Genomic DNA, 21648 nt, shown 5'->3' on the forward strand with positions numbered 1-21648 from the left:
GTCCTTGTCACGAACAGGGGGGCAATAAAGTTTATGAAACAATCTGTTTCAGCTGAGCAAATTGAATTGAAATCGAGTTTACCAGGGAGTAAGAAAGTATATGTGGATGGACCACGAGAAGGTATGAAAGTCCCGATGCGTGAGATTGAACAAAGCGAAACGAATGGCGTTCCAAATCCGCCAATTCGTGTGTATGATACGAGCGGTCCTTATACAGATCCTGCGTATAAGGTCGAGTTGGAAAAAGGCATTCCAACGCCGCGCCACTCTTGGATTATGGGGCGTGGTGATGTAGAAGCATACGAAGGGCGTGAAGTGAAACCAGAGGATGACGGTGTGAAAGTGGCTTCGAAACATACACCTGTTTTCCCGCAAATGGATCGTAAGCCGCTTAGAGCAAAGGAAGGTGCAAATGTTACGCAAATGCACTATGCACGTAATGGCATTATTACGTCTGAGATGGAATACGTTGCGATTCGTGAAGGGGTAGAGCCGGAGTTTGTTCGTAAGGAAATCGCAGAAGGCCGCGCTATTTTACCGGCGAATATTAATCATCCAGAAGCTGAACCGATGATCATCGGGCGTAACTTCCATGTGAAGGTAAACGCGAATATCGGAAACTCAGCTGTATCTTCTTCGATTGCAGAAGAAGTAGAGAAAATGACGTGGGCAACGCGCTGGGGTGCAGATACGATTATGGATTTATCTACAGGTAAAAATATTCATACGACGCGTGAGTGGATTATTCGTAACGCACCTGTACCAGTTGGAACTGTACCAATCTATCAAGCGCTGGAAAAAGTAAACGGAATTGCAGAAGATTTAACGTGGGAAGTATATCGTGATACGTTAATTGAGCAGGCGGAGCAAGGCGTTGATTACTTTACGATTCACGCTGGTGTATTGCTTCGTTACATTCCAATCACGGCAAAGCGTACGACAGGTATCGTTTCACGTGGTGGTTCGATTATGGCACAGTGGTGTTTATTCCATCATAAAGAAAACTTCCTATATACTCACTTTGAAGAGATTTGTGAAATTATGAAGCAGTACGATGTTTCGTTCTCTCTTGGAGATGGATTACGTCCAGGGTCTATTGCAGATGCAAATGACGAAGCACAGTTTTCTGAGCTTGAAACACTTGGTGAATTAACCAAAATTGCTTGGAAACATGATGTGCAAGTTATGATCGAAGGACCTGGACATGTACCGATGCACTTAATTAAAGAGAATATGGAGAAAGAGCTTGATATTTGTCAGGGCGCGCCGTTTTACACACTTGGGCCGTTAACGACAGATATTGCACCAGGTTATGACCATATTACATCAGCGATTGGAGCTGCGATGATTGGCTGGTTTGGAACGGCGATGCTTTGTTATGTAACGCCGAAAGAACATTTAGGTTTGCCAAACAAAGATGATGTACGCACGGGTGTTATTACGTACAAAATTGCAGCGCATGCGGCTGATCTTGCGAAAGGACATAAAACGGCTCATCAGCGTGATGATGCACTTTCAAAAGCACGCTTCGAATTCCGTTGGCGCGATCAATTTAATTTATCTTTAGATCCTGAACGTGCGATGGAATATCACGATGAAACGTTGCCTGCAGAAGGGGCAAAGACAGCTCACTTCTGTTCAATGTGTGGACCGAAGTTTTGTAGTATGAGAATTTCACATGATATTCGTGAATATGCAAAAGAAAATGATTTAGAAACGACAGAAGCAATTGAAAAAGGAATGAAAGAGAAAGCAGAAGAATTTAAAGAAGCTGGTAGTCATTTATATCAATAACACGTTACACCTCTTTACTTGATTGATCACACTGTAGTACCTAACTTTATTATAGAAGAAGCCCCATTTGCTAAGACGGTAGCAAAATGGGGCTTCTGTTGTTTAGAGGGCAAAGAAGAGATGTACCCAGTAGAATAAGAGGAATAGTGTGACGACTGTTGTGAGCGGGATAACGATAAGGGATACACTTAAATAGTCTTTCCATTTTACTTTAATTTTGTTTTGTTTCAGAATATACATCCAAATGAGTGAAGCTAGTGTACCAATTGGTAGTAATAGTGAACCGATGTCACTACCAATGATGTTTGCAAGATAGATTGTTTTTAATGTGACTGGATCTAATCCCATTTCTGTTAATGTGATTGTACCAATCATAAGGGCAGGATGGTTATTGAAGACGTTAGAGAGGATGGATACAAGTCCGCCCATCGCAAAGCTAGCATAAAGTAGATGCTGATTCACAACTGGCTCGAGCCATTGTACAAGTGCAGCTGTTAATCCTGCGTTGTGGAGTCCGTAAATAATGACGTACATAGAGAAGGCGAAAATTAAAATGTGCCACGGTGTTTTTTTCAGAATGTCGACAGGATTTGTTCGTAAGTAGTACCATCTCCAAATGAGAAGAACGAGTGAACCAAGTACCGCAACGATTTCAATTGGGATGGATAAGAAGGATGCAACGAATAGAAGGCAACGCATAAGGAAGACGAAGCCTAATACTTTTAACATGAATCTTGTCCGTTTTTGTTTCGTATCAACAGAATTATTTCCTTTTAGTGGATGGAAGTTTTTCGTGAAGAAAATTTCTTCAATATCATATGAAGAAACAGGTAATTTTTTCGGAAGTTTTTTCTTCAAAACTGTATACATGAGCCATGACATAAATAATAAGCCTAGTGTTGCAGGTACAAACATCATAGCGGTATGCATATAAAGAGTCATATTAACGATATTTAATGCAATTAAGTTTACGATATTACTTACACCAATTGGTGCACTAGACGCAGTAGCGATTAAAGCGCCACTTAATAAATAAGGAATTTGTTGGTGTGGTTTTAATTGAAGGTTTTTTAGAAGGAGAATTAAAATGGGAGTTGTAATTAAAATACTGCCGTCGTTATTAAATAAAAGAGTCATAAGAAAACATAATAATTGAATATACCAGTATAGACGGCGGCCAGAACCTTTCGCTAGATTTGCCAGTTTCGCTGCGGACCAATGGAAGAAGCCGAAGCTTTCTAATATAACTGCCATAACTATGGTCGCTAATATTGTTATGGAGGCTCCTCCTATTTTACTAACAATATCTATGACGTCTGGTTTTGACACAAGTCCAGTAATTAGGATAATGCCAGCACCGATTGCCGCTGGCCACGCCTCATTTAAACCTCGAGGCCGCCAAAAGATAACAATCATTGTTAAGAAAAATACAATAATAGTAATCCATATTTCAATGCTCATATTTTGCCTACCTTTCTATTTTCCCTTAAACAGATGTAGCTTGTCTCAAGTTTATATTGGTAGTATATTCAGCAAAAAATAAGAAGAACTAGACGTATAACGAGATGAAGCGAATATGTGTTTTTCAAGCTAAAGGACAAGTGTCATTAGTAGTGAAATAACTATTGTGATAGAAGTCTATAAATTGATTGGGCAGTAAGGTAGTAAATGAGATTTATATGGGCGATTATGGAGATGTATTGGCGCAACTTAAAATATATCAGCGATTATTGAAATATATCGGCGCAACTCAAAATATATTAGCAGTTATTAAAATATATCGATTTAACGACAAAACATGACAAAAGGAGTCTATCCCAAAATGCCTTTTGGAACAGACTCCAAGGTTATATTATTTTTCCTTCAAAAAAGTACGATCTTTTAAGAATAAATTCCAGAAGAAAATAAATCCAGGTAGTAAAATTGCGATTCCAATTGCGTATAGAATGAGCAGTGCATAGAACGTTTCTTTCGTTGTAAAGCTTGTAAATACAGTTACGTCAGGATAAATAATATACGGTAAATGCGCGACCCCGTAAGCATAGCTTGCAAATGCATATTGAGCGACGACAGCTAAAACGGCAATGCGAGGGTATCCTAGTGTATTGTACTTTTTGTTTGTCCACCAAAGGGACGAGTATCCGATAACGAATAAAACAATAGAAACTGTAAACCACGGGAATTGCTTTATTAATCCTTGCATAAGCCAATGTGTTTCTGGATCCATTACAACGAGGGCAATAATTGCCGTGACGAGCGTTGCAGGACCAAGGATGATGGCATTTCTTCTATAAATTCTATACGTATCTTCTGAACTTTGTTCTCTCGAAAAATCAGCAAGAAAGAGAGAGGAGAGAAATAGTTCAGACGTTAGTCCGAAGAGCATATAACAGTAGATAACCGGGCTAGAAAGAAGTTTTCCATATAGGAGTACTTCTTTTCCTTCAGACATTGTAATATAGGCTCCCTCTGTAACGGGTAAAACGGTAATTAATAGTGCTGGAATTAATAGACCGGTAATACCTGAAATAACCCGAAGAAGGTATTGATATTTTGGCAAGGAGTAAGCAAATACCATAAATGTACTACGTACTGCAATGAGCACTAAAATTAACATAACTGGTACGAACATTACTGTCGCAAGAGTAAAGGCCGCTTTCGGAAAGAAGCCGAGAAATGCGACAACGACGAAAACGAGAAACGTATTTGTTACTTCCCAAGTTGGTGATAAGTACCGATTCGCAAGTTTGGCAGCGAGCGTTGGATGTTTTGCGTATACCATGCCCCAAAAACCAGCTCCAAAATCGATAGACCCTAATATACTGTATACGAAAATAAGGGCCCATAAGATGATGATTGCAATACTTTCCTCATGCACGAGAATCGCCTCCTTGGTGTTGTAAATCATTCTTTAATGGATGTCTTCTAAAGAATGTCCGTAGAACAATGACTGTTAAAATAGCGAGTCCAATATATAAAATGATGAACAAAACAAATAAAGGACCGACGAAATCAGCGCGTGTAGATGCATCGACTGTACGTTGCATACCATAAATTGTCCATGGCTGACGACCGCTACAACTGAAAATCCATCCGAATTCAATACCGAGCATCATAATTGGTCCGCATGCGGCAGTCCCCCAAAGTAGCCACTTCGGTAGTTCTGTTCCTTTTTTTCGGTAAACGAAGTACCAATATAAGAGCGCAATTGCTGCAACAGCAAAGGTAAACGCAGCAGTGCCGACCATTAAGTTGAAAAGAGTATGTGTATAAAATGGTGGCCATGTTTCTTGTGGAAATTCGTTTAGACCTTTTACGACAGTGCTAGGGTCTAGTCCCACTAATAAGCTAAGCATGTTTGGAATTTCAAGTGCATAGTTTAGTTCAAGTGTATTAGGATCCACAACTCCGCCAATGGATAACGGTGCGTGTGATGTCGTTTCAAATAAAGCTTCAGCAGATGCAAGTTTTTCAGGTGAGTGTTTATGTAAGGCAATCGCTGATTCATGTCCTGAAAGCCACATCGTAGCGCCTGTAATAAATGTAACGACAAGCCCTAATAGTAGCCCTTTTTTATGATAAGCAATTTCACGTGTACTTAAATTTTTCTTCAATAATTTAAATCCAGCGATAGAAGCAATGACAGCCGCACCAGTTGCATAAGCCGTAATAACGACATGGAATGCACTTGTGCCAAAACTCGGATTAAAGAAAGCTTTCCACGGATCAACGTTAAAAACAGATCCGTCTGGATTCATTGAAAAACCTGCTGGTGTATTCATCCATGTATTTGCTGATGTAATAAGAACGGCGGATGCCGTGGCACCAAGCATGACGAAAAATAGCGAGATTAATCTCATAAATGGAGGAAGTTTATCGGCTGCATATACGTAAATCGACATGAATAAAGCCTCCAAAAAGAAGGCGAAAATCTCAATTTGGAAGGGAACAGAAATAACTTGTCCAACAATTTTGGCAAAACCAGGCCAAAGAAGTGAGATTTGCACACCGACAATTGTTCCAGTTGGAATTGCTACACCGAGAAGAATAGCAAACGCCTTTGTCCATCTTTTCGCCATAATGGCATAGTCGGAGTCTTTCTTCCAGTGATAGAGTATTTCGCTTATAAAAATCATCAATGAAAGTCCAACGCCAAGTGTTGCAAAGATAATGTGGAATGCTAATGAAGAACCAAAAAATGCTCTTGCTAATGTTACCGTATCCATATGTAAACTCCTCTTCTTTTTTGCCATTATTTTCTGATTGAATTGGAAGATTTATTCAAAAAAACTACCAAAAATATATATGTATTTAAAAAGTGAATATGATAATATAATGTTGTAATATTTTGAATAGAAAGAAATAAGTAGTTGCTTATATTTTGTTTGTTTTTTGCGCAGGAATCTTTTATAATCTTTTATGCGAACATAAGTTCTGTTTTTCGGAAAAGAAGTTTATGTGAAATGGAGAGGGTGTTTTATGTATCCTGAAGTCATTAAAAAGATGGCATTTTCAAAAGAGCATAGAGATTTATTATTGAAGTTATATAATAAAGAGATTACACGTCGTGAATATGATCGACTTGTACAATCGCTATATAAACCTTCTAAAGGGGTTTGCGAGGGGTAGAAATGCGGGAGACAATCTAATAGATTGTCTTTTTTAAATTTATGTATGTTCTGATAAAATTAAGGTTAGCCTTACTAGGGAGGTGAAAAGATTGCGGAAACGTTTATATATAGGGATTGGGGTTATCTTCTTAATCGCTTTAGGTGGAATTGTATTTTGGTCAGCTTTACAAGGAAACCGTACAGAAAATTTTATTTTAAGACATATGGTGAATGACAATGGAACGCTTGCCACGTATCGTTTAGTAGATACTAAGGCAGGTACGGGTGAAGCTAAGGGACGTGAAGCTTTATCAGAATCGGCGGGATTATGGTTACAATATACACTTGATAAAGATGATCAGGCGTTATTTGATGAGCAAGTAAAGGTTATTCAAGATAATTTCGTATATAAGAATCATATCGTTTTATGGAAACTCTCTGAAAAGGGAGAGAGGCAGTCAGCTACAAATGCACTTATAGATGATCTTCGTATTATAGAACAATTATATCGTGCTTATGAAATGTATAAGGAAGAGCGTTATAAAAACGTTGCCGATCAATTAAGTGATGCTGTACTTCGTTATAATAAAAAAGATAATTATTATGTTGATTATTATGATGCAGATGCAGGGAAACAAAATAATTTTGTAACAACATCATACATAAATCCGCGTGCATTCTCCTATATGAAGAAGTACGGCAAAGTTTCTGCTCAGCAATATCAGGAAGTCGTTCAGTTTTTAGCGGATTATCCAAGGCATGGCTGGGCATTCCCAAAAGAGTATAAAGAAGATGGTACATTTACGTACGATAAAGAAGTGAATCTTATTGACCAATCGTACGTTGCATATCATCGAAGTTTAGGTGGTCTTTCATCAGCTGCTTATTTAGAATTTATAAAGAAGAAATTCCAGGAGGATGGAAAGCTATACGGTCGTTACAATTTAGAAACGGGAAAACAAACTGTGAATTATGAATCGCCAGCCGCATACGGATTAACGATTTTGTACGTACTACAAACAGGTGATACAAAGTTTGCGAAAGAGTTGTATGATCATATGGCCACATTCCGAAATGATAACGTATTTAGTAGATATTACGGTGGATATGTAACAGGTGAAAATAATAATACGCATATTTTTGATAATGTACTACCACTTTTAGCTGAAATGGAATTAAAAAAGAGTGAACAATAAAAGTTGCCACCATATGAGGGTGGCAACTTTTATTTGTTGATATAATCTTACGTCCTAATGTTGGAGAAGTAATCAATCACGAATTCACGAAATTGCTGAGCTGTTTTTGATAAGTAGCGTTTTTTCGACCAACTTAAACCGATAGTTCGCTGACAAGTGGGTTCAATAATACGCAATTTGCTTGATGCTAAAGCAGAGTTTTTTAATAAAGTTAAACTTGGAACAAAAGCGATGCCGAGACCTTGCTTAATGAGGTCGCTAATCACGGTCGGTTCATCTACTTCAAAAGCAATATGCGGAGTGAAACCAGCTTCTTTACAAAATGCATCTGTTAAGTGCCGAAATCCATAGCCAGTGTTCATACTAATAAATGGTTCGTCTTTTACTTCATGCAGGTGGATATTTTCTCGGCCTGATAAACGATGGTCTGAAGGGACAACTAAGAAAATTTCTTCTGTAATAAGTGGTTCCCAAACAATCTCCTCACCTTCAATTGGTACAGAGGAGATACAAAAGTCAATTTCTATATTATCTAGTTGTCGTTTCATAGAAGGAGTGGATGCAAGAAATTGTTGGAATCGAACGTTAGGATGTTCTAGTAAAAAAGAGCCAAGTAGTTCTGGTAATATTCTCGGAATAGAAACGGCCAGTGTAATAGAGCTTTGTTGTAATTCGGCTAAATCTTTAATTTCTCGTTCCCCTTCACTTAATTCATGAAAAATACGTTCTACCCGTTTTAAAAATACTTTTCCGAAAGAATTTAAAGTAATCTGTCGGCCTTGGCGATCAAATAAAGGGACGCCTAAATCCTTTTCGAGTCTAGCGATTGTTTTGCTGAGTGAAGGTTGCGCGATATGCAATTCTTCAGCTGCCTTTGTCATATGTTCTAGTCGTGCAACTGTCTGAAAGTATTTTAACTGGAGCAGTTCCATTTCGAATCTCCTTTCTATAGACCAAAAGGAATGAATTGATAATTAAAGATGTATTATACAGTATGGAAAGTGACGTGTATAGTAAATCTGTTAAACCATTGTAATGGTGTGAAATTAGGAGAAGGAGTATGTTTCATGAAAGGAATTCAACTTATATTTAAAGATTGGAAAGCGATGTGGCACCATAAACATGGACGTATCGCTTTAATTTTTTTATTAATCGTTCCGTTAATTTATTCAGGATTCTTCTTGGCTGGATATTGGGATCCGTATGGAAAATTAGATAAATTACCTGTTGCGGTTGTGAATTTAGATAAGGGTGCTGTGATGGATGAAAAAACAATTCATGCAGGAGACGATTTTGTTAAAAATTTAAAAGAGAATAAGGAATTGGCTTTTCATTTCGTATCAGGAAAAAATGCTGATGAAGGGTTAAAAGAAGATAAATATTATATGGTTGTTACGATTCCGGAAGATTTCTCTAAAAAGGTAAGTACACTTATGGATGAGAAACCAGAGCCGGCAACGTTGCAGTACAAAGTAAATCCAGGGAAAAACTTTGTAGCGGCTCAAATTGGAACGACAGCTGTTGAAAATATGAAAACAAAAATCTCAAACAGTATTACGAAATCTTATACAGAAGGCGTCTTTTCAAAGTTTCAAGATTTGGCACAAGGATTGAGTGATGCAAGTAATGGTGCTGAGAAGTTACATGAAGGAACGACCGATGCAAAAAATGGAGCGAATCAGCTTGCGGATGGTATTGATCGTTTAAGTAGTGGGACATCGAAATTGAAAGAAGGAAGTGAAAAACTTGCATCCAGTCAATCTGCCTTAACGGGGGGAGCAAATGAGCTGAGTCAAGGAGCGACATCACTTCATAGTGGTATGGAGTTATTAGCACAAGGTGAAAAAACGTTACAATCAGGAGTTAGTGAATTAAGTGCTGGTACAAATGAATGGGTGAGCGGAAGTGAGAAGCTTGCTGAAGGCCAAGTAAAAGCGGATGGTGCGGCTAATAGTATAAAACAACAATTAGAAGAGTACGTGAAAAATCATCCAGAAGTGCAGCAAGATCCCGCTTTTCAAAAAATTGTTGCTACGTCTAATGGACTAGCTAAAGCAACAAGTACTTTAAATAATAGCCAACAACAATTGACACAAGGTGCGAAGAAGCTTACTGACGGTCAACATAAGATTGAAGAAGGTATGAATACATTCGGAGTTAAGTTAAATGAAGCTACTGCTGGAACGAAAAAGATAGCAGATGGTGCATCGAATTTGGCTGATGGATTTACGAAGTGGGGAAATGGATTTACATCATTACAAGAAGGTGTAAATCAACTTGCGAGTGGCGGAACAGAGCTGAATCATGGTGCGAATCAGTTAACGAACGGACTTGTTAAACTTGACGATGGTGCGAAAGAACTTTCTACGAAATTAGGAGAGGGCGCAGAGAAGATAGCGGATGTTCGTAATGATGATGCACGCAATACGATGTTCTCAGAGCCAGTTCAGTTAGTGAAGTCAACAGTTTCTGACGTTCCTAACTACGGTTCAGGCATTGCACCATATTTCTTATCACTTGCATTTTATGTTGGCGGAATTATGGCATCGAATATTTTACCGCTTGGCCGCAGACAAAATATGAAGGTAAGTGGAACCGTACATTTTATTAATAAACTAGGATTGGTATATTTAATTGGACTTATTCAAGCGCTACTCGTAGATGTAGTTGTGCTAGGTGTTATGAAATTAGAAGTCGCAAGTGTGCCACTTTTTGTTTTATCAAGTATTGTGATTTCCTTTACGTTCATGACATTTATTCTTATGTTAGTCACAGTATTTGGTCTTGTTGGAAAGTTCTTAGCGGTAACGCTTCTTGTCCTGCAATTAGCGACGAGCGGAGGTACTTTCCCAGGAGAATTAAACATAGCTGTTCTTAGCAAAATTGGACAGTTTCTCCCAATGTCCCATTCTCTTAGAGGATTACAAGATGTTATCTCTTTAGGAGATTGGTCGCAATTACAAATGCAAATTTTAATATTGTTATGTTATCTCGTTGTTGCCGGTGGCATTGCTTGGGTCACGAGTCATATACAGCATAGAGAAACGAATGCAGAACAAGTTTCTTAAAATGAAAGAAGCTATCCGATTTTTTCGGATAGCTTCTTTTTTATTTACGTTCCATTACTGCAAAGTAATTATTTTCATTATCAGCAAAGTTAAATGCTCTGCCAGTAGGTAAATCTACAATCTGTCCAACTGTGACATTTTTCTCAGAAAGATCTTTATACAGTTGATCTAAGTTATTAGAGAAGAACATAAGTGAAGGAGTACCTAAGTTTAATTCAGGTTGCATCTTCGCAATTAACGCTTTATCGTGAAGGACGATGCTTGTTCCTGCTTCTTTCGCCGGCGCAATTTCAATCCAGCGGAATCCGTTTCCGTTATTTTCATCCGCAATGATTTGGAATCCTACTTTTTCTATCCAAAATTGTACTGTTTCGTCTTGGTCATTTACATATAGCATAATTTGTCCAACTTGATTAATCATAGGTGTCTCTCGCTTTCTTTTTTATATCCGTATTATTATATCAAATATATGGTTTGAATAGTTTTCTATGATTTTTTCGGAATACAACCTTCGTCCATTTCATCTTAGTTGTAGGAGAAGGACCTGTAATCCAAGTGTGAAATGGTATTGTACTACAAATGACCATTGTTGAAATAGAGGTAATGGCCGTTAATACAAATAGTAATAGGCTATATAATATAGTATTTTCTTGCAGCGTGAATAAGGAAAGAAGTTTTGTGCATAGTTGCAAGAAGAATAAATGAGCTAAATAAGCACCATACGTGTAATTTCCAATGAAACGTAACGTTTTATATAAGAAACCACGACGCTGTACTATCATAATAGATAACACATACAGTATGATAATTTCGCATACGATATATAAAAACATAGATGGTTTTAAATAGGTAGAAACAGTTAAATGAATAGAGTTTGCTCCGTAAAAACTAAACAACTCATAATTGATGAATAAAAATAAGATGAAAAATAATATTGTGATAAGCGGGATATGTTTCATGACGAATAGCCGCCACGTTTTTAGTGCTACAGCAGCGATTCCTCCCATGACGAAATAGAACGAGTAGAAGAAGAAGGAACGATCTGTATAATGTAAAATGGTTGAGCTAGTCAATTTCTCTCCATTAAAAATGTAGTGCGAAGAATACCACATTAAGAGGAAATATAGGCAAGCAAAGATGGTCATATATTTATATATGTCTTTTTTATTTTCTGTTCGTTTTTGAAACCAATAAAATAGTGTGCACAGCAAAGGGAACAATAAGTGAATTTGGAACATCATAATTACGTACCAAAGATGGGGTGCGGCTGTTCCGAGTAATACACTTTTTATTCCGCCTTGTAATGTGATCATATCGTTTGTTGTTAATAAGTAAAGAATAGACCAGAAGAAATAAGGAATGAGTAAATGTGCGGCTTTTTCAGAAATATATTCTTTGTATACTAATTGCTTTGTATAGTGACGAATTAAATGAAATCCAACGATAAATATGAATGCAGGTGCTGAGAATTTTGCAAGATTAAATAGCATGCCCATAATGAGAGATTGCTCAAGTAAGACATTTCCTTGATTCATTGTATATAATAACGAACTTTGCAAAACGACAGCAAGGAATGCAATGCTTTGCAAAACTTTAAATTCTGGTGCGCTTTGTGTCATTATGTCCAACTCCTTTTCCATACATGATTATAGTACGGAGAATGGATAATGAGTGTGGAATATTTGTGAAGATTATAACAAATTTGTGGCGGAATGGATTATATCGACGATTTTTTGGATATATCGTTCATAACTTCAAATATATCAACGATTTTTTCAATATATCGACGTTTCGACAAGGGATATCGACTTATCAACAAATAACGACAAAAAGAGGATACTCAAAATGAGCATCCTCTTTCTATCTATTAAGCAAATTTGTTTTTGATCCAATTCTTACCTTCTACAAGGCGAGCTGTCATTACGGCACAAGCGTTATCTGCTGTTACGTTTAACATCGTTGCAGGAGGATCAATAATTGTACTAATTGCTGCAATAATTGGCAATGCTTCTGGCGGGAAACCGTATAGAGATACGATTAACATTTCACCGATCATACCGCCGCCTGGAATAGCACCCATTACTGTTCCTACTAATAAAGAAACAACGAGTGCGATTGCTAATGTTTTCGGTCCTTCAAATTCCATGTTGAAAATACCGAATAAGAAAGCGATTTTTAATACGCCGCCTAAAACAGAGCCATCTTTATGAAGAGTAGAACCAAGAAGGACAACTGTTTCACGAACGTCTGAAGAAATACCCATTTTCTTTGTTGCTTCTAAGTTTGCTGGAATACTTGCGGCACTACTACAAGTTGCAAGTGATGTAACTGTAGGAGAGACCATGTTCTTCCAAAATACTTGTACACCTTGCTTGCGACCTGCAAGGTATGCATAGAATGTGAAGAATACAAAGAAATAAATTAGAGAAGCAGGATAGTATACCATTGCTGCTCGGAAGTAAGTTCCAAGAAGTTGTGGTCCGAATTCACCAACTAATGCTGCGAAGTAAGCAGCAAGTCCGATTGGAGCGTAATACATAATGAAAGATACAACTTTCATTGAAATTTCTGCACCAGCTTGTAGGAATGTAGCGAATGGCTTTCCTTTTTCGCCAACTGCTGAAGTTGCAATCCCCATTAAGATAGAGAAGAAAATAAGAGCTAACATATTTTCACGAGATAGTAACTTAGAGAAGTCAGATACTGTTAAAATACCGACGATTTGATCTGCAACACTAACAGCTTTGCCGGCTTTGTCAGGTTGTGTTAGTTCTAGTACAACACCTTGTGCTGGCGGGAATACTTTCACGACAATAATCATAAAAATAGCAGCTAAAATACTTGTAAATAAGAAAGTCCCAGCCATACTAGACATAATTTTACCGAAACGTTTTAATCCATCCATATTAGCAATAGACGATGCGATGCTAAAGAACACTAAAGGTACAACAATCGTAAACATTAAGTTTAAGAAAATATCACCAAGCGGCTTTAAAGCAACTGCATCGGCACCCATGAAATAACCAATGAAACCACCAATTAGGATAGAAGATAATAAAATAAGTGGAAAGCGATATGCCTTCATAAATATATCCTCCTATCAATTAAAAAAATTCATACTGAATCATTATAGCGAGTTAGAGTCCTCTTTACTAGGAGAATACGGATAAATGGAATAGCGTGAAAACCAAGAAATTTTTGTTTTTAAGCTCGGCATACAGCAGGAAATCTAGACATATATATTTGTAAACTAGTGGTGGCAAGGGATGCACCATAACTTAGGCTTAATAAAAGGGGGAGGGAAGCGGAATGAATATTTTGCTTTGCTGTGCAGCGGGAATGTCTTCCAGTTTGATTGTTACAAAGATGGAGAAAGCAGCAGAGGCAAGAGGAATAGAGGTAAAGATTTGGGCTGTATCAGGTTCTGAAGTAAATAGCCATATTGATAAAGCCGATGTACTTTTACTTGGACGACAAGTACGTTATTTATTACCGAAGATGCAAGAATTATGTAAGGATAAAGGGATACCTGTTGATGTCATTCAATCCGTTCATTACGGACTTTGTAATGGAGAAGCTATCTTGCAAGCAGCTTTGTCAATGAAACCATGAGGAGAGTGGGATAGATGATACGGTTTTTAGAGAAGTATGTGATGCCGATAGCGGGGAAGGTTGCAGAGCAGAGGCATTTACAAGCGATTCGAGATGGAATTATTTTAACGATGCCGTTCTTAATTATTGGATCATTTTTCCTTATTATTAGTGCGCTACCGATACCGGGATATAACGAGTTTATGGCAGGTTTGTTTGGGGAGAATTGGCAGAGAGCTTTAGGCTATCCAGTTAGTGCAACTTTTAATATAATGGCTTTAATAGCTGTTTTTGGAATCGCTTACAGGCTTGGAGAGTATTATAAAGTGGATGCTTTAGCATCCGGGGCATTGTCGCTTGTGACGTTTTTACTTGCGACTCCATTCCAAGTTGCATATATTATACCAAGTACAAAAGAGAGTGTACTTGTAGAAGGCGCTATCCCAGCTGTATTAATGGGAAGCCAAGGGTTATTTGTAGCAATGATTATTGCACTTATATCTACTGAACTTTATCGATTTATTGTACAAAAAAAGATAATTATAAAGATGCCAGAGACAGTTCCACCAGCTGTCACGCGTTCATTTGCGGCACTTGTTCCAGGATTTATTGTTGTAACAGTTATTTGGATTTTACGCTTAATTATAGAAAATACTTCTTTTGGCAGTATCCATAATATTGTAGGACAAATTTTACAGGAGCCACTTAGTGTACTTGGTGCTAGTCTTTGGGGCGCAATAATAGCAGTTATTCTCGTTCATGTTCTTTGGTCGTGTGGAATTCATGGTGCTACTATTGTTGGTGGTGTAATGAGCCCCGTTTGGTTATCGTTAATGGATCAAAACCGAGTGGCTTTTCAAGCTGGGCAAGATGTACCAAATACGATTACGGCACAGTTTTTTGATTTATGGATTTATATGGGCGGTTCTGGTGCAACGCTTGCTCTAGTTGTCGGAATGTTACTATTTGCACGAAGTCAACAATTAAAAAGTTTAGGGAGATTGTCAATTGCACCTGGTATATTTAATATTAATGAGATGGTAACTTTTGGTATGCCGATTGTAATGAACCCACTTTTACTAATTCCATTTATATTAGTTCCAGTTGTGTTAACAATTGTTTCTTACTTTGCAATGGAATGGGGATGGGTCGCACGTCCAAGTGGGGCCGCTGTACCTTGGACGACACCTATTCTTTTTAGTGGATATTTAGGATCGGGCGGGAAAATTTCAGGTGTTATTTTACAACTTGTTAACTTTGCGCTAGCATTCTTCATTTATTTACCGTTCTTAAAAATATGGGATAAACAAAAACTGGCGGAAGAAAAGGGGGAGTAAAGAACTACAATGGATACGATAGAGACGAAAGCTTTTCATTTAATCTTGCATGGGGGAAACGCGAGAAGTTGTTCAATGGAAGCAATTGATTGTGCGAAGCGTGGGGAGTTTACAGAAGCTGAAGCTAAATTACAAGAAGCACTAGAGGAATTAAAAGAGGCGCACCGTGTACAAACGGAGCTCATACAGAAAGAAGCTGGTGGTGAAAAGACGGAAGTTACCCTTCTGATGGTGCATGCGCAAGATCATTTAATGAATGCGATTACGGTGAAGGAATTAGCGAGTGAATTTGTAGAATTATATAGGAAGATGTCAGTGACTGAATGAACCTTGCGTATGCAAGGTTTTTTTATCCCGCATTAACGGGCAGTAAAACTCCCACCTCAAAATGTGGCTGGAGCAAGGAAGTTAGGAGGGAGCTTAACTGTCCGTAAAGGCCCGATTGGTTCAACTAATAATTAGTGGGAGATGAACAAAACCCCCACTAATTAAAGTTTCACTTTATGTATGTGTCTGTACCATCAGTGGAATGTTCGTTCCACTGATGGTATTTACACTCCTCCTTTTTACAAATGAATAAGAGCGGTATTTAATCAGTATTTACAATCTCTCCTATACCACGAATTAGTTTTTTTATATGCATCTCATTTGGTTTTAATATACTTACGATATAATCAATCGCTATTTGCGGTTCAACGGTCGTACCGCAAGTATAACAGTCGATGGCTGCAAAGTTTTTTTCTGGATAAGTGTGAATAGAAAGGTGGCTTTCTGATAGTAAAACTAAAATAGTAACACCATGCGGATCAAATTCTTTTGTACTTACGTTTAAAACGTGGGCACCAGATTGATCAGCAGCGTTAACTAAATGATGTTCTAAAAAGTACATATCATCTAATAGGGAAAAATCCACTCCCCACAAATCTACTATTATATGCTTACCGAAAGTAGAATATTTCATAAGGTAGCACTCCTTCCTGTGATATCGTCAAAACTCCATTTCCTTTTTGTAACATTGGTGTAAGATAAGATTTGATTCTGAATTTAAAAGAGCGAGGTTACGTTGTTCTAGATGTTCTTCTTTAAATTGAAATAAAGGAAAAAGAAGAGAAGGCAATGTTCGAGGAGTTGGTACTACGTATAATTGCTCAATTTGATCGAGTACATAGGCAGAATTAGTGGCAATATGAAATCCCCAGTCAGTTCCGAAAGAAGGAACGATTGTATGATAACTTTTCACAGTTAATCCCGCATGTTCAATTGTTTTACCAATACTCCAATATACTAGTGGTGCATCAGCGGGTGAATTAGATTGGCAGACGAACGCGCCGTCTTCTGTTAAGAATGTAGCTATACGAGCAAAAAGTTCGCTTGTATATAAAGTACTTAACAACTCTGTCGCTGGGTCTGGGAAATCAATAATGATTACATCGTATAAAGAGGAAGGAGAGCTTAAAAATTCTTTTGCATCACATACGTGTGTATTTACACGATTATCAAAAAATGCACTTTTGTTTAAAGAAACTAATTCAGGAACATTACGAGCCATATCAATCATCGATCCATCTAAGTCAACAAGGTCTACATGTAGTACAGTTTCATATTTTAAAACTTCTCGCAGGGCAAGACCATCGCCACCGCCTAATATGAGAACACGTTTTGGATCAATTACTTTTGACATAATTGGATGTACAAGTGCTTCATGATAAATTTGCTCATCGACGGAACTGAATTGTAGTTGCTTGTCCAAATATAAACGGATATCGCTAACTTGTAACAAATTAATATTTTGATAATTACTTTGTTCCACAAATAAATTTGTATGTTCACCAGCTTGTATTTCCTTTAGAGAAATTTCATCCCATATATCTAAGTTGTGTGAATCTGTGGGTACTATGACTACATTTTCCGATTGTACTTGATTATCTTGTTTGTCCTGCTTGTCCTGCTTATTTTCTACCTCCTGCTGTTCTAGTTCAAATTTGTTAGAGTCTAATTCAGAACGCTTGTCTTTTTTATAGCTTGTTATTCTATAAATCTTTATTTTGCTTTGTTTTCTATGTTTTGGCATAGGAATCCCCTTTCGAATTGTGTTATTTTATTCTATTCTATGTAATTTAGTAGAGTTTGCTTGGACAATAGATAGAGGAGTTTTTTTAATAGATTTTCACGCTAAAAAAATTTTTTTAGTGTTTTTTTGTTTTAAACACAACTAGACAACTAAACACTAATCTATTTTCATACAGTTATGTGTTAAAAGCGTGTTGTTTTATAACACACTGTGTGTTTTTTAGACGACACACTAATTGAAAGCGTTAACACACAAAGAAAATGCTCGAAAAAGCACTGATTTTAGTGCTTTTAAAAAGTTGGCACGCTAATTGCATTAATAAATAGCGTAAAGAAAAATAAATAAAACATAAATTTTTTATACTACACAAGGGGGATTTTCAAATGAATATTTTATTATGTTGCTCAGCAGGGATGTCTACAAGTTTACTAGTTACAAAAATGGAAGCGGCTGCAAAAGCTCGCGGTTTAGAAGGAAAGATTTGGGCTGTATCTGGGGATGCAGTAAAAAACAATATCGACCAAGCAGATGTGTTATTACTAGGACCACAAGTTCGTTACATGCTCTCTTCAATGAAAACGCTTGCTGACGAGAAAAACGTTGGAATCGACGTTATCAATCCAATGCACTACGGCATGATGAATGGAGAAGCAGTTTTAGATCACGCATTAACACTAAAAAAATAATTAGGGGGGAAGCGAAATGCAAAAGTTTATTGCATTCATGGAGAAATATATCGTTCCTGTCGCTGGTAAAATCGGATCGCAACGTCACTTAGCTGCGATCCGTGACGGATTTATTGCAGTTATGCCACTTATTTTAGTTGGTGCACTGGCATCACTAATTAATGGTTTTCCATCTGAAGCTTTCCAAGATTTCATGAAAGGTTTGTTTGGTGAAACGTGGAAACAAGTTGGCGGTGGAATGTGGACTGGTTCTTTCGCGATTCTAGCACTAATCATAGCATTTACAACAAGTTATAACTTAGCAAAATCTTACGGCGTTGATGGTTTGTCAGCAGGTATTATTTCATTTGGTGCGTTAATTATTCTTACGCCAACAACACCGAAAGAAGGCGGATTGAACTTAGCTTGGACAGGTGCACAAGGGCTATTCGTAGCAATTATTGTGGCACTCCTTGTTACTGAAGTATTCCGTTTCTTTGTACAAAGAAACATTACTTTTAAAATGCCTGATGGAGTACCACCAGCAGTTTTAAGATCTTTCGCAGCTATAGTTCCAGCATTTGTTATTTTAACAGTAGTTGCAGGTATTCAATTAGCAGTGAAATTAGCTGGTACAAGTGTTCATGAATTTATCTTTAATACGATTCAATCACCACTGCAAAGTTTAGCAGGGACATTACCAAGTGCAATTGTCATTGTACTCCTTGTTCATCTTCTTTGGTTCTTCGGTTTACATGGTCCAAATATCGTTGGTGGTATTATTGAGCCGTTATACTTACCGGCATTAGAGAAAAATATGAAGTTATTCCAAGGTGGCACATCTGCATTTGATGTTCCAAACATTGTTACAAAACCATTCTTTGATACTTTCGTATATCTTGGTGGTTCTGGTGCAACATTAGCGTTTTTAGTAGTTGTATTACTTGTAGCAAAAAGTGCACAATTACGCGGTGTATCTCGCTTATCAATTGGACCAGGTGCATTCAATATTAACGAACCGGTAATATTCGGTACACCAATTATTTTAAATCCAGTTTTATTCTTACCGTTTATCATAACACCAATTGTCTTGGTAATTACTTCTTATACAGCTATATCTATTGGCTGGGTACCAAAAACAGTTGCGATGATTCCATGGGCAACACCACCAATTATTAGTGGTTATCTTGTAACAGGTGGACATCTTTCAGGTGCAATTCTACAGTTATTCAACTTTGTAATTGCGATGGTAATCTATTATCCATTCGTTGTGTTATGTGACCGTTCAGTCGTTCGTACTGAAAAAGCAGCAGCACAAGGAAATAACAACTCTGTACCTATGTAACATAATAATTGTTCTCACAGACAACATGATCTGTGAGAACAATTACCTTTATATCATGTTCAAAAAGATGATACTCATCTACAAGAACACCAAACTATCATTCATAAAATAATAATTTAATAGAAATGTTCAAACTGAAGGGGTATTTCAATCGGTTGAACCTTATAGAGAGGACGGTAATTATGATGACTACAGCAGAACAAATTCCATTCCAATTGATTTTAAATAGTGGTAACGCACGCAGCTTTGCAATGGAGGCAATTCAATTTGCCAAACAGGGGAAAATGGCAGAGGCTGATGAAGCGATGGTAAAGGCGAAAGAAGCGATCAATGAAGCGCATCATTTCCAAACAGAGCTCATACAATCAGAAGCAAGAGGAGAAAAAACAGCGGTTAGTGTTCTCTTAATTCACGCACAAGATCATTTAATGAATGCGATTACAGTAAAAGAATTAGCGGCAGAGTTTATCGATCTTTATAAAAAGTTAGAAGCGAAAGGGGAATAAAGCATGACTGGAATTAAAATTGCTACAATCGGCGGTGGATCTAGTTATACACCAGAGTTAATTGAAGGATTTATTAAGCGTTATGATGAGCTTCCTGTTCGTGAAATTTGGTTAGTAGATATTGAGGCAGGAAAAGAAAAGTTAGAAATCGTTGGTAACTTAGCGAAACGTATGGTAAAAAAATCTGGTTTACCAATCGAGGTACATTTAACGCTTGATCGCCGCGAGGCATTAAAGGATGCTGATTTCGTAACGACGCAGCTTCGTGTTGGTTTATTAGAAGCACGTGCAAAAGATGAAGCAATCCCATTAAAATATGATGTAATCGGTCAGGAAACGAATGGTCCTGGTGGTTTATTCAAAGCGCTGAGAACGATTCCTGTTATTTTAGATATTTGTAAGGATATGGAGGAGCTTTGTCCGAATGCATGGTTAATTAACTTTGCAAACCCAGCTGGTATGGTAACAGAAGCTGTTCTTCGTTATACAAATATTCAAAGAGTAGTTGGTCTATGTAACGTTCCAATCGGAATCCGTATGGGTCTTGCAAAGTTACTTGAAGTAGATGCGAGTCGTGTTCACGTTGATTTCGCAGGTTTAAATCATATGGTATACGGACTAGATGTATACTTAGATGGCGTAAGTGTAATGGATCGTGTGTTAGAGCTTGTGACAGATCCAGAAAAGCAAATTACGATGGAAAATATCGCAGCGCTTAACTGGGAACCAGACTTTATTCGTGGCCTTCGTGCAATTCCATGTCCATACCATCGTTACTACTACAAAACACGTGAAATGTTAGAAGAAGAGAAAGAAGCTTCAATTGAAAAAGGTACACGTGCAGAAGTAGTAAAACAATTAGAAAATGATTTATTCGAGTTATATAAAGACCCGAACTTAGATATTAAACCACCACAATTAGAAAAACGTGGCGGAGCTTATTATAGTGATGCAGCATGTAGCTTAATTACGTCTATCTACAATAATAAAGGTGATATCCAGCCTGTTAATACACGAAACAACGGAACAATTGCAAGCTTACCACATGATTCAGCTGTTGAAGTGAACTGTATTATTACGAAAGAAGGCCCAAAACCAATTGCAGTTGGAGATCTTCCAGTACCAGTTCGCGGTTTAGTACAACAAATTAAATCATTCGAGCGCACAACAATTGAAGCTGCTGTTACAGGGGATTATCATAAGGCGCTGCTTGCTATGACAATTAATCCACTTGTACCATCAGATAAAGTTGCAAAACAAATTTTAGATGAAATGTTGGAAGCACATAAAGAGTATCTTCCGCAATTCTTTAAAAAGGTAGAGAAATAAAGCGGCGCTATTTAGCCCGCTTTTTTTATTCTATCCCACTTTAATGGGCAGTAAGACCACTACCTCAAAATTCAGCGAAAACAAAGAAATTAGGTGGGGGATCAACTGCCCATAAAAGTCCGATTGGTTCAACTAA

General features: G+C 37.5%; 20 protein-coding genes. 11 read left to right on the forward strand and 9 right to left on the reverse strand.

Going from position 1 to position 21648, the window contains the following annotated elements; all coding sequences use genetic code 11:
* Window positions 1-33 precede the first annotated feature (33 nt).
* Window positions 34-1794: a phosphomethylpyrimidine synthase ThiC gene (gene thiC, locus CGQ22_RS09875; protein WP_061884764.1), complete on the forward strand. Its 1761-nt coding sequence runs from the start codon at window positions 34-36 to the stop codon at window positions 1792-1794.
* 102 nt (window positions 1795-1896) lie between these two features.
* Here the strand turns inward: thiC and CGQ22_RS09880 are convergent, their stop codons facing one another.
* The 3 genes from CGQ22_RS09880 to cydA form a co-directional block, all read right to left on the reverse strand.
* Window positions 1897-3255, reverse strand: coding sequence for an arsenic transporter (locus CGQ22_RS09880; protein ID WP_046946616.1), 1359 nt, complete (start codon window positions 3253-3255; stop codon window positions 1897-1899).
* A 391-nt stretch (window positions 3256-3646) separates the two neighbouring features.
* On the reverse strand, window positions 3647-4672 hold the full coding sequence (locus CGQ22_RS09885; RefSeq protein ID WP_000544169.1) for a cytochrome d ubiquinol oxidase subunit II: 1026 nt from the start codon (window positions 4670-4672) through the stop codon (window positions 3647-3649).
* The gene (gene cydA / locus CGQ22_RS09890) at window positions 4665-6020 is read right to left on the reverse strand and encodes a cytochrome ubiquinol oxidase subunit I (RefSeq protein ID WP_046946617.1); all 1356 of its coding nucleotides are present in this window, start codon (window positions 6018-6020) and stop codon (window positions 4665-4667) included. The genes CGQ22_RS09885 and cydA overlap by 8 nt, the downstream gene beginning before the upstream one ends.
* 253 nt (window positions 6021-6273) lie before the next feature.
* On the opposite strand from cydA, the gene CGQ22_RS31925 reads away from it, so the two are divergent.
* On the forward strand, window positions 6274-6423 hold the full coding sequence (locus tag CGQ22_RS31925) for a hypothetical protein (RefSeq protein WP_000283182.1): 150 nt from the start codon (window positions 6274-6276) through the stop codon (window positions 6421-6423).
* Window positions 6424-6514: 91 nt separating this feature from the next.
* Window positions 6515-7600 carry a transcriptional regulator gene (locus CGQ22_RS09900; protein WP_139032806.1) on the forward strand — a complete coding sequence of 362 codons (1086 nt, stop codon included), beginning with the start codon at window positions 6515-6517 and terminating at the stop codon, window positions 7598-7600.
* Window positions 7601-7647: 47 nt separating this feature from the next.
* Here CGQ22_RS09900 and CGQ22_RS09905 read toward each other — a convergent pair whose 3' ends face one another.
* Entirely contained in the window at window positions 7648-8532 is an 885-nt protein-coding gene (locus tag CGQ22_RS09905) for a LysR family transcriptional regulator (protein ID WP_061884763.1), read from the reverse strand.
* 135 nt (window positions 8533-8667) lie between these two features.
* Between CGQ22_RS09905 and CGQ22_RS09910 the strand changes: the two genes are divergently transcribed.
* Window positions 8668-10668: a YhgE/Pip domain-containing protein gene (locus tag CGQ22_RS09910; protein WP_061884762.1), complete on the forward strand. Its 2001-nt coding sequence runs from the start codon at window positions 8668-8670 to the stop codon at window positions 10666-10668.
* Between the two features lie 40 nt (window positions 10669-10708).
* Here CGQ22_RS09910 and CGQ22_RS09915 read toward each other — a convergent pair whose 3' ends face one another.
* From CGQ22_RS09915 to CGQ22_RS09925, 3 genes are all read right to left on the reverse strand, one after another.
* Window positions 10709-11089 carry a VOC family protein gene (locus tag CGQ22_RS09915; RefSeq protein ID WP_000610153.1) on the reverse strand — a complete coding sequence of 127 codons (381 nt, stop codon included), beginning with the start codon at window positions 11087-11089 and terminating at the stop codon, window positions 10709-10711.
* A 40-nt stretch (window positions 11090-11129) separates the two neighbouring features.
* Complete coding sequence (locus CGQ22_RS09920) at window positions 11130-12287, reverse strand: acyltransferase (protein WP_000194298.1); 1158 nt, start codon at window positions 12285-12287, stop codon at window positions 11130-11132.
* A gap of 248 nt (window positions 12288-12535) precedes the next feature.
* Window positions 12536-13753 (reverse strand): dicarboxylate/amino acid:cation symporter, encoded by a 1218-nt coding sequence (locus tag CGQ22_RS09925; protein WP_000649376.1) that lies wholly within the window; start codon window positions 13751-13753, stop codon window positions 12536-12538.
* Window positions 13754-13977: 224 nt separating this feature from the next.
* Between CGQ22_RS09925 and CGQ22_RS09930 the strand changes: the two genes are divergently transcribed.
* The 3 genes from CGQ22_RS09930 to CGQ22_RS09940 are packed head-to-tail and all read left to right on the forward strand — an operon-like array spanning window position 13978 to window position 15923.
* Window positions 13978-14280, forward strand: a complete 303-nt coding sequence (locus CGQ22_RS09930; RefSeq protein WP_089148626.1) for a PTS sugar transporter subunit IIB — start codon at window positions 13978-13980, stop codon at window positions 14278-14280.
* A gap of 14 nt (window positions 14281-14294) precedes the next feature.
* Window positions 14295-15596, forward strand: a complete 1302-nt coding sequence (gene celB / locus CGQ22_RS09935; RefSeq protein WP_000617768.1) for a PTS cellobiose transporter subunit IIC — start codon at window positions 14295-14297, stop codon at window positions 15594-15596.
* Between the two features lie 9 nt (window positions 15597-15605).
* The gene (locus CGQ22_RS09940) at window positions 15606-15923 is read left to right on the forward strand and encodes a PTS sugar transporter subunit IIA (protein WP_000379647.1); all 318 of its coding nucleotides are present in this window, start codon (window positions 15606-15608) and stop codon (window positions 15921-15923) included.
* 262 nt (window positions 15924-16185) lie between these two features.
* Here CGQ22_RS09940 and speD read toward each other — a convergent pair whose 3' ends face one another.
* Together speD and CGQ22_RS09950 are read right to left on the reverse strand one after the other, a co-directional pair.
* Window positions 16186-16557, reverse strand: coding sequence for an adenosylmethionine decarboxylase (gene speD, locus CGQ22_RS09945; protein ID WP_089148627.1), 372 nt, complete (start codon window positions 16555-16557; stop codon window positions 16186-16188).
* A gap of 27 nt (window positions 16558-16584) precedes the next feature.
* The gene (locus CGQ22_RS09950) at window positions 16585-17667 is read right to left on the reverse strand and encodes a polyamine aminopropyltransferase (protein WP_089148628.1); all 1083 of its coding nucleotides are present in this window, start codon (window positions 17665-17667) and stop codon (window positions 16585-16587) included.
* Between the two features lie 383 nt (window positions 17668-18050).
* Between CGQ22_RS09950 and CGQ22_RS09955 the strand changes: the two genes are divergently transcribed.
* From CGQ22_RS09955 to celF, 4 genes are all read left to right on the forward strand, one after another.
* Window positions 18051-18353 carry a PTS sugar transporter subunit IIB gene (locus CGQ22_RS09955; protein ID WP_001023563.1) on the forward strand — a complete coding sequence of 101 codons (303 nt, stop codon included), beginning with the start codon at window positions 18051-18053 and terminating at the stop codon, window positions 18351-18353.
* 16 nt (window positions 18354-18369) lie between these two features.
* Window positions 18370-19677, forward strand: a complete 1308-nt coding sequence (celB, locus tag CGQ22_RS09960) for a PTS cellobiose transporter subunit IIC (protein ID WP_001168822.1) — start codon at window positions 18370-18372, stop codon at window positions 19675-19677.
* A 182-nt stretch (window positions 19678-19859) separates the two neighbouring features.
* Window positions 19860-20183, forward strand: a complete 324-nt coding sequence (locus CGQ22_RS09965; RefSeq protein WP_000989046.1) for a PTS lactose/cellobiose transporter subunit IIA — start codon at window positions 19860-19862, stop codon at window positions 20181-20183.
* Window positions 20184-20186: 3 nt separating this feature from the next.
* The gene (gene celF, locus CGQ22_RS09970) at window positions 20187-21512 is read left to right on the forward strand and encodes a 6-phospho-beta-glucosidase (RefSeq protein WP_000145747.1); all 1326 of its coding nucleotides are present in this window, start codon (window positions 20187-20189) and stop codon (window positions 21510-21512) included.
* The last annotated feature ends 136 nt before the right edge of the window (window positions 21513-21648 follow it).

It is taken from the genome of Bacillus sp. M13(2017) (assembly GCF_002218325.1).
In the GTDB taxonomy this organism is placed as follows: domain Bacteria; phylum Bacillota; class Bacilli; order Bacillales; family Bacillaceae_G; genus Bacillus_A; species Bacillus_A thuringiensis_K.

What these genes read in the sequence shown, in the direction of transcription:
- CGQ22_RS09915 (WP_000610153.1), bottom strand. Translation starts at nt 11,089, where the DNA reads ATGATTAATCAAGTTGGACAAATTATGCTATATGTAAATGACCAAGAC.
- CGQ22_RS09930 (WP_089148626.1), top strand. Translation starts at nt 13,978, where the DNA reads ATGAATATTTTGCTTTGCTGTGCAGCGGGAATGTCTTCCAGTTTGATT.
- CGQ22_RS09950 (WP_089148628.1), bottom strand. Translation starts at nt 17,667, where the DNA reads ATGCCAAAACATAGAAAACAAAGCAAAATAAAGATTTATAGAATAACA.
- CGQ22_RS09905 (WP_061884763.1), bottom strand. Translation starts at nt 8,532, where the DNA reads ATGGAACTGCTCCAGTTAAAATACTTTCAGACAGTTGCACGACTAGAA.
- CGQ22_RS09965 (WP_000989046.1), top strand. Translation starts at nt 19,860, where the DNA reads ATGATGACTACAGCAGAACAAATTCCATTCCAATTGATTTTAAATAGT.
- CGQ22_RS09955 (WP_001023563.1), top strand. Translation starts at nt 18,051, where the DNA reads ATGAATATTTTATTATGTTGCTCAGCAGGGATGTCTACAAGTTTACTA.
- CGQ22_RS09920 (WP_000194298.1), bottom strand. Translation starts at nt 12,287, where the DNA reads ATGACACAAAGCGCACCAGAATTTAAAGTTTTGCAAAGCATTGCATTC.
- CGQ22_RS09925 (WP_000649376.1), bottom strand. Translation starts at nt 13,753, where the DNA reads ATGAAGGCATATCGCTTTCCACTTATTTTATTATCTTCTATCCTAATT.
- celB (WP_001168822.1), top strand. Translation starts at nt 18,370, where the DNA reads ATGCAAAAGTTTATTGCATTCATGGAGAAATATATCGTTCCTGTCGCT.
- CGQ22_RS09880 (WP_046946616.1), bottom strand. Translation starts at nt 3,255, where the DNA reads ATGAGCATTGAAATATGGATTACTATTATTGTATTTTTCTTAACAATG.
- celF (WP_000145747.1), top strand. Translation starts at nt 20,187, where the DNA reads ATGACTGGAATTAAAATTGCTACAATCGGCGGTGGATCTAGTTATACA.
- CGQ22_RS09940 (WP_000379647.1), top strand. Translation starts at nt 15,606, where the DNA reads ATGGATACGATAGAGACGAAAGCTTTTCATTTAATCTTGCATGGGGGA.
- thiC (WP_061884764.1), top strand. Translation starts at nt 34, where the DNA reads ATGAAACAATCTGTTTCAGCTGAGCAAATTGAATTGAAATCGAGTTTA.
- celB (WP_000617768.1), top strand. Translation starts at nt 14,295, where the DNA reads ATGATACGGTTTTTAGAGAAGTATGTGATGCCGATAGCGGGGAAGGTT.
- CGQ22_RS31925 (WP_000283182.1), top strand. Translation starts at nt 6,274, where the DNA reads ATGTATCCTGAAGTCATTAAAAAGATGGCATTTTCAAAAGAGCATAGA.
- CGQ22_RS09910 (WP_061884762.1), top strand. Translation starts at nt 8,668, where the DNA reads ATGAAAGGAATTCAACTTATATTTAAAGATTGGAAAGCGATGTGGCAC.
- cydA (WP_046946617.1), bottom strand. Translation starts at nt 6,020, where the DNA reads ATGGATACGGTAACATTAGCAAGAGCATTTTTTGGTTCTTCATTAGCA.
- speD (WP_089148627.1), bottom strand. Translation starts at nt 16,557, where the DNA reads ATGAAATATTCTACTTTCGGTAAGCATATAATAGTAGATTTGTGGGGA.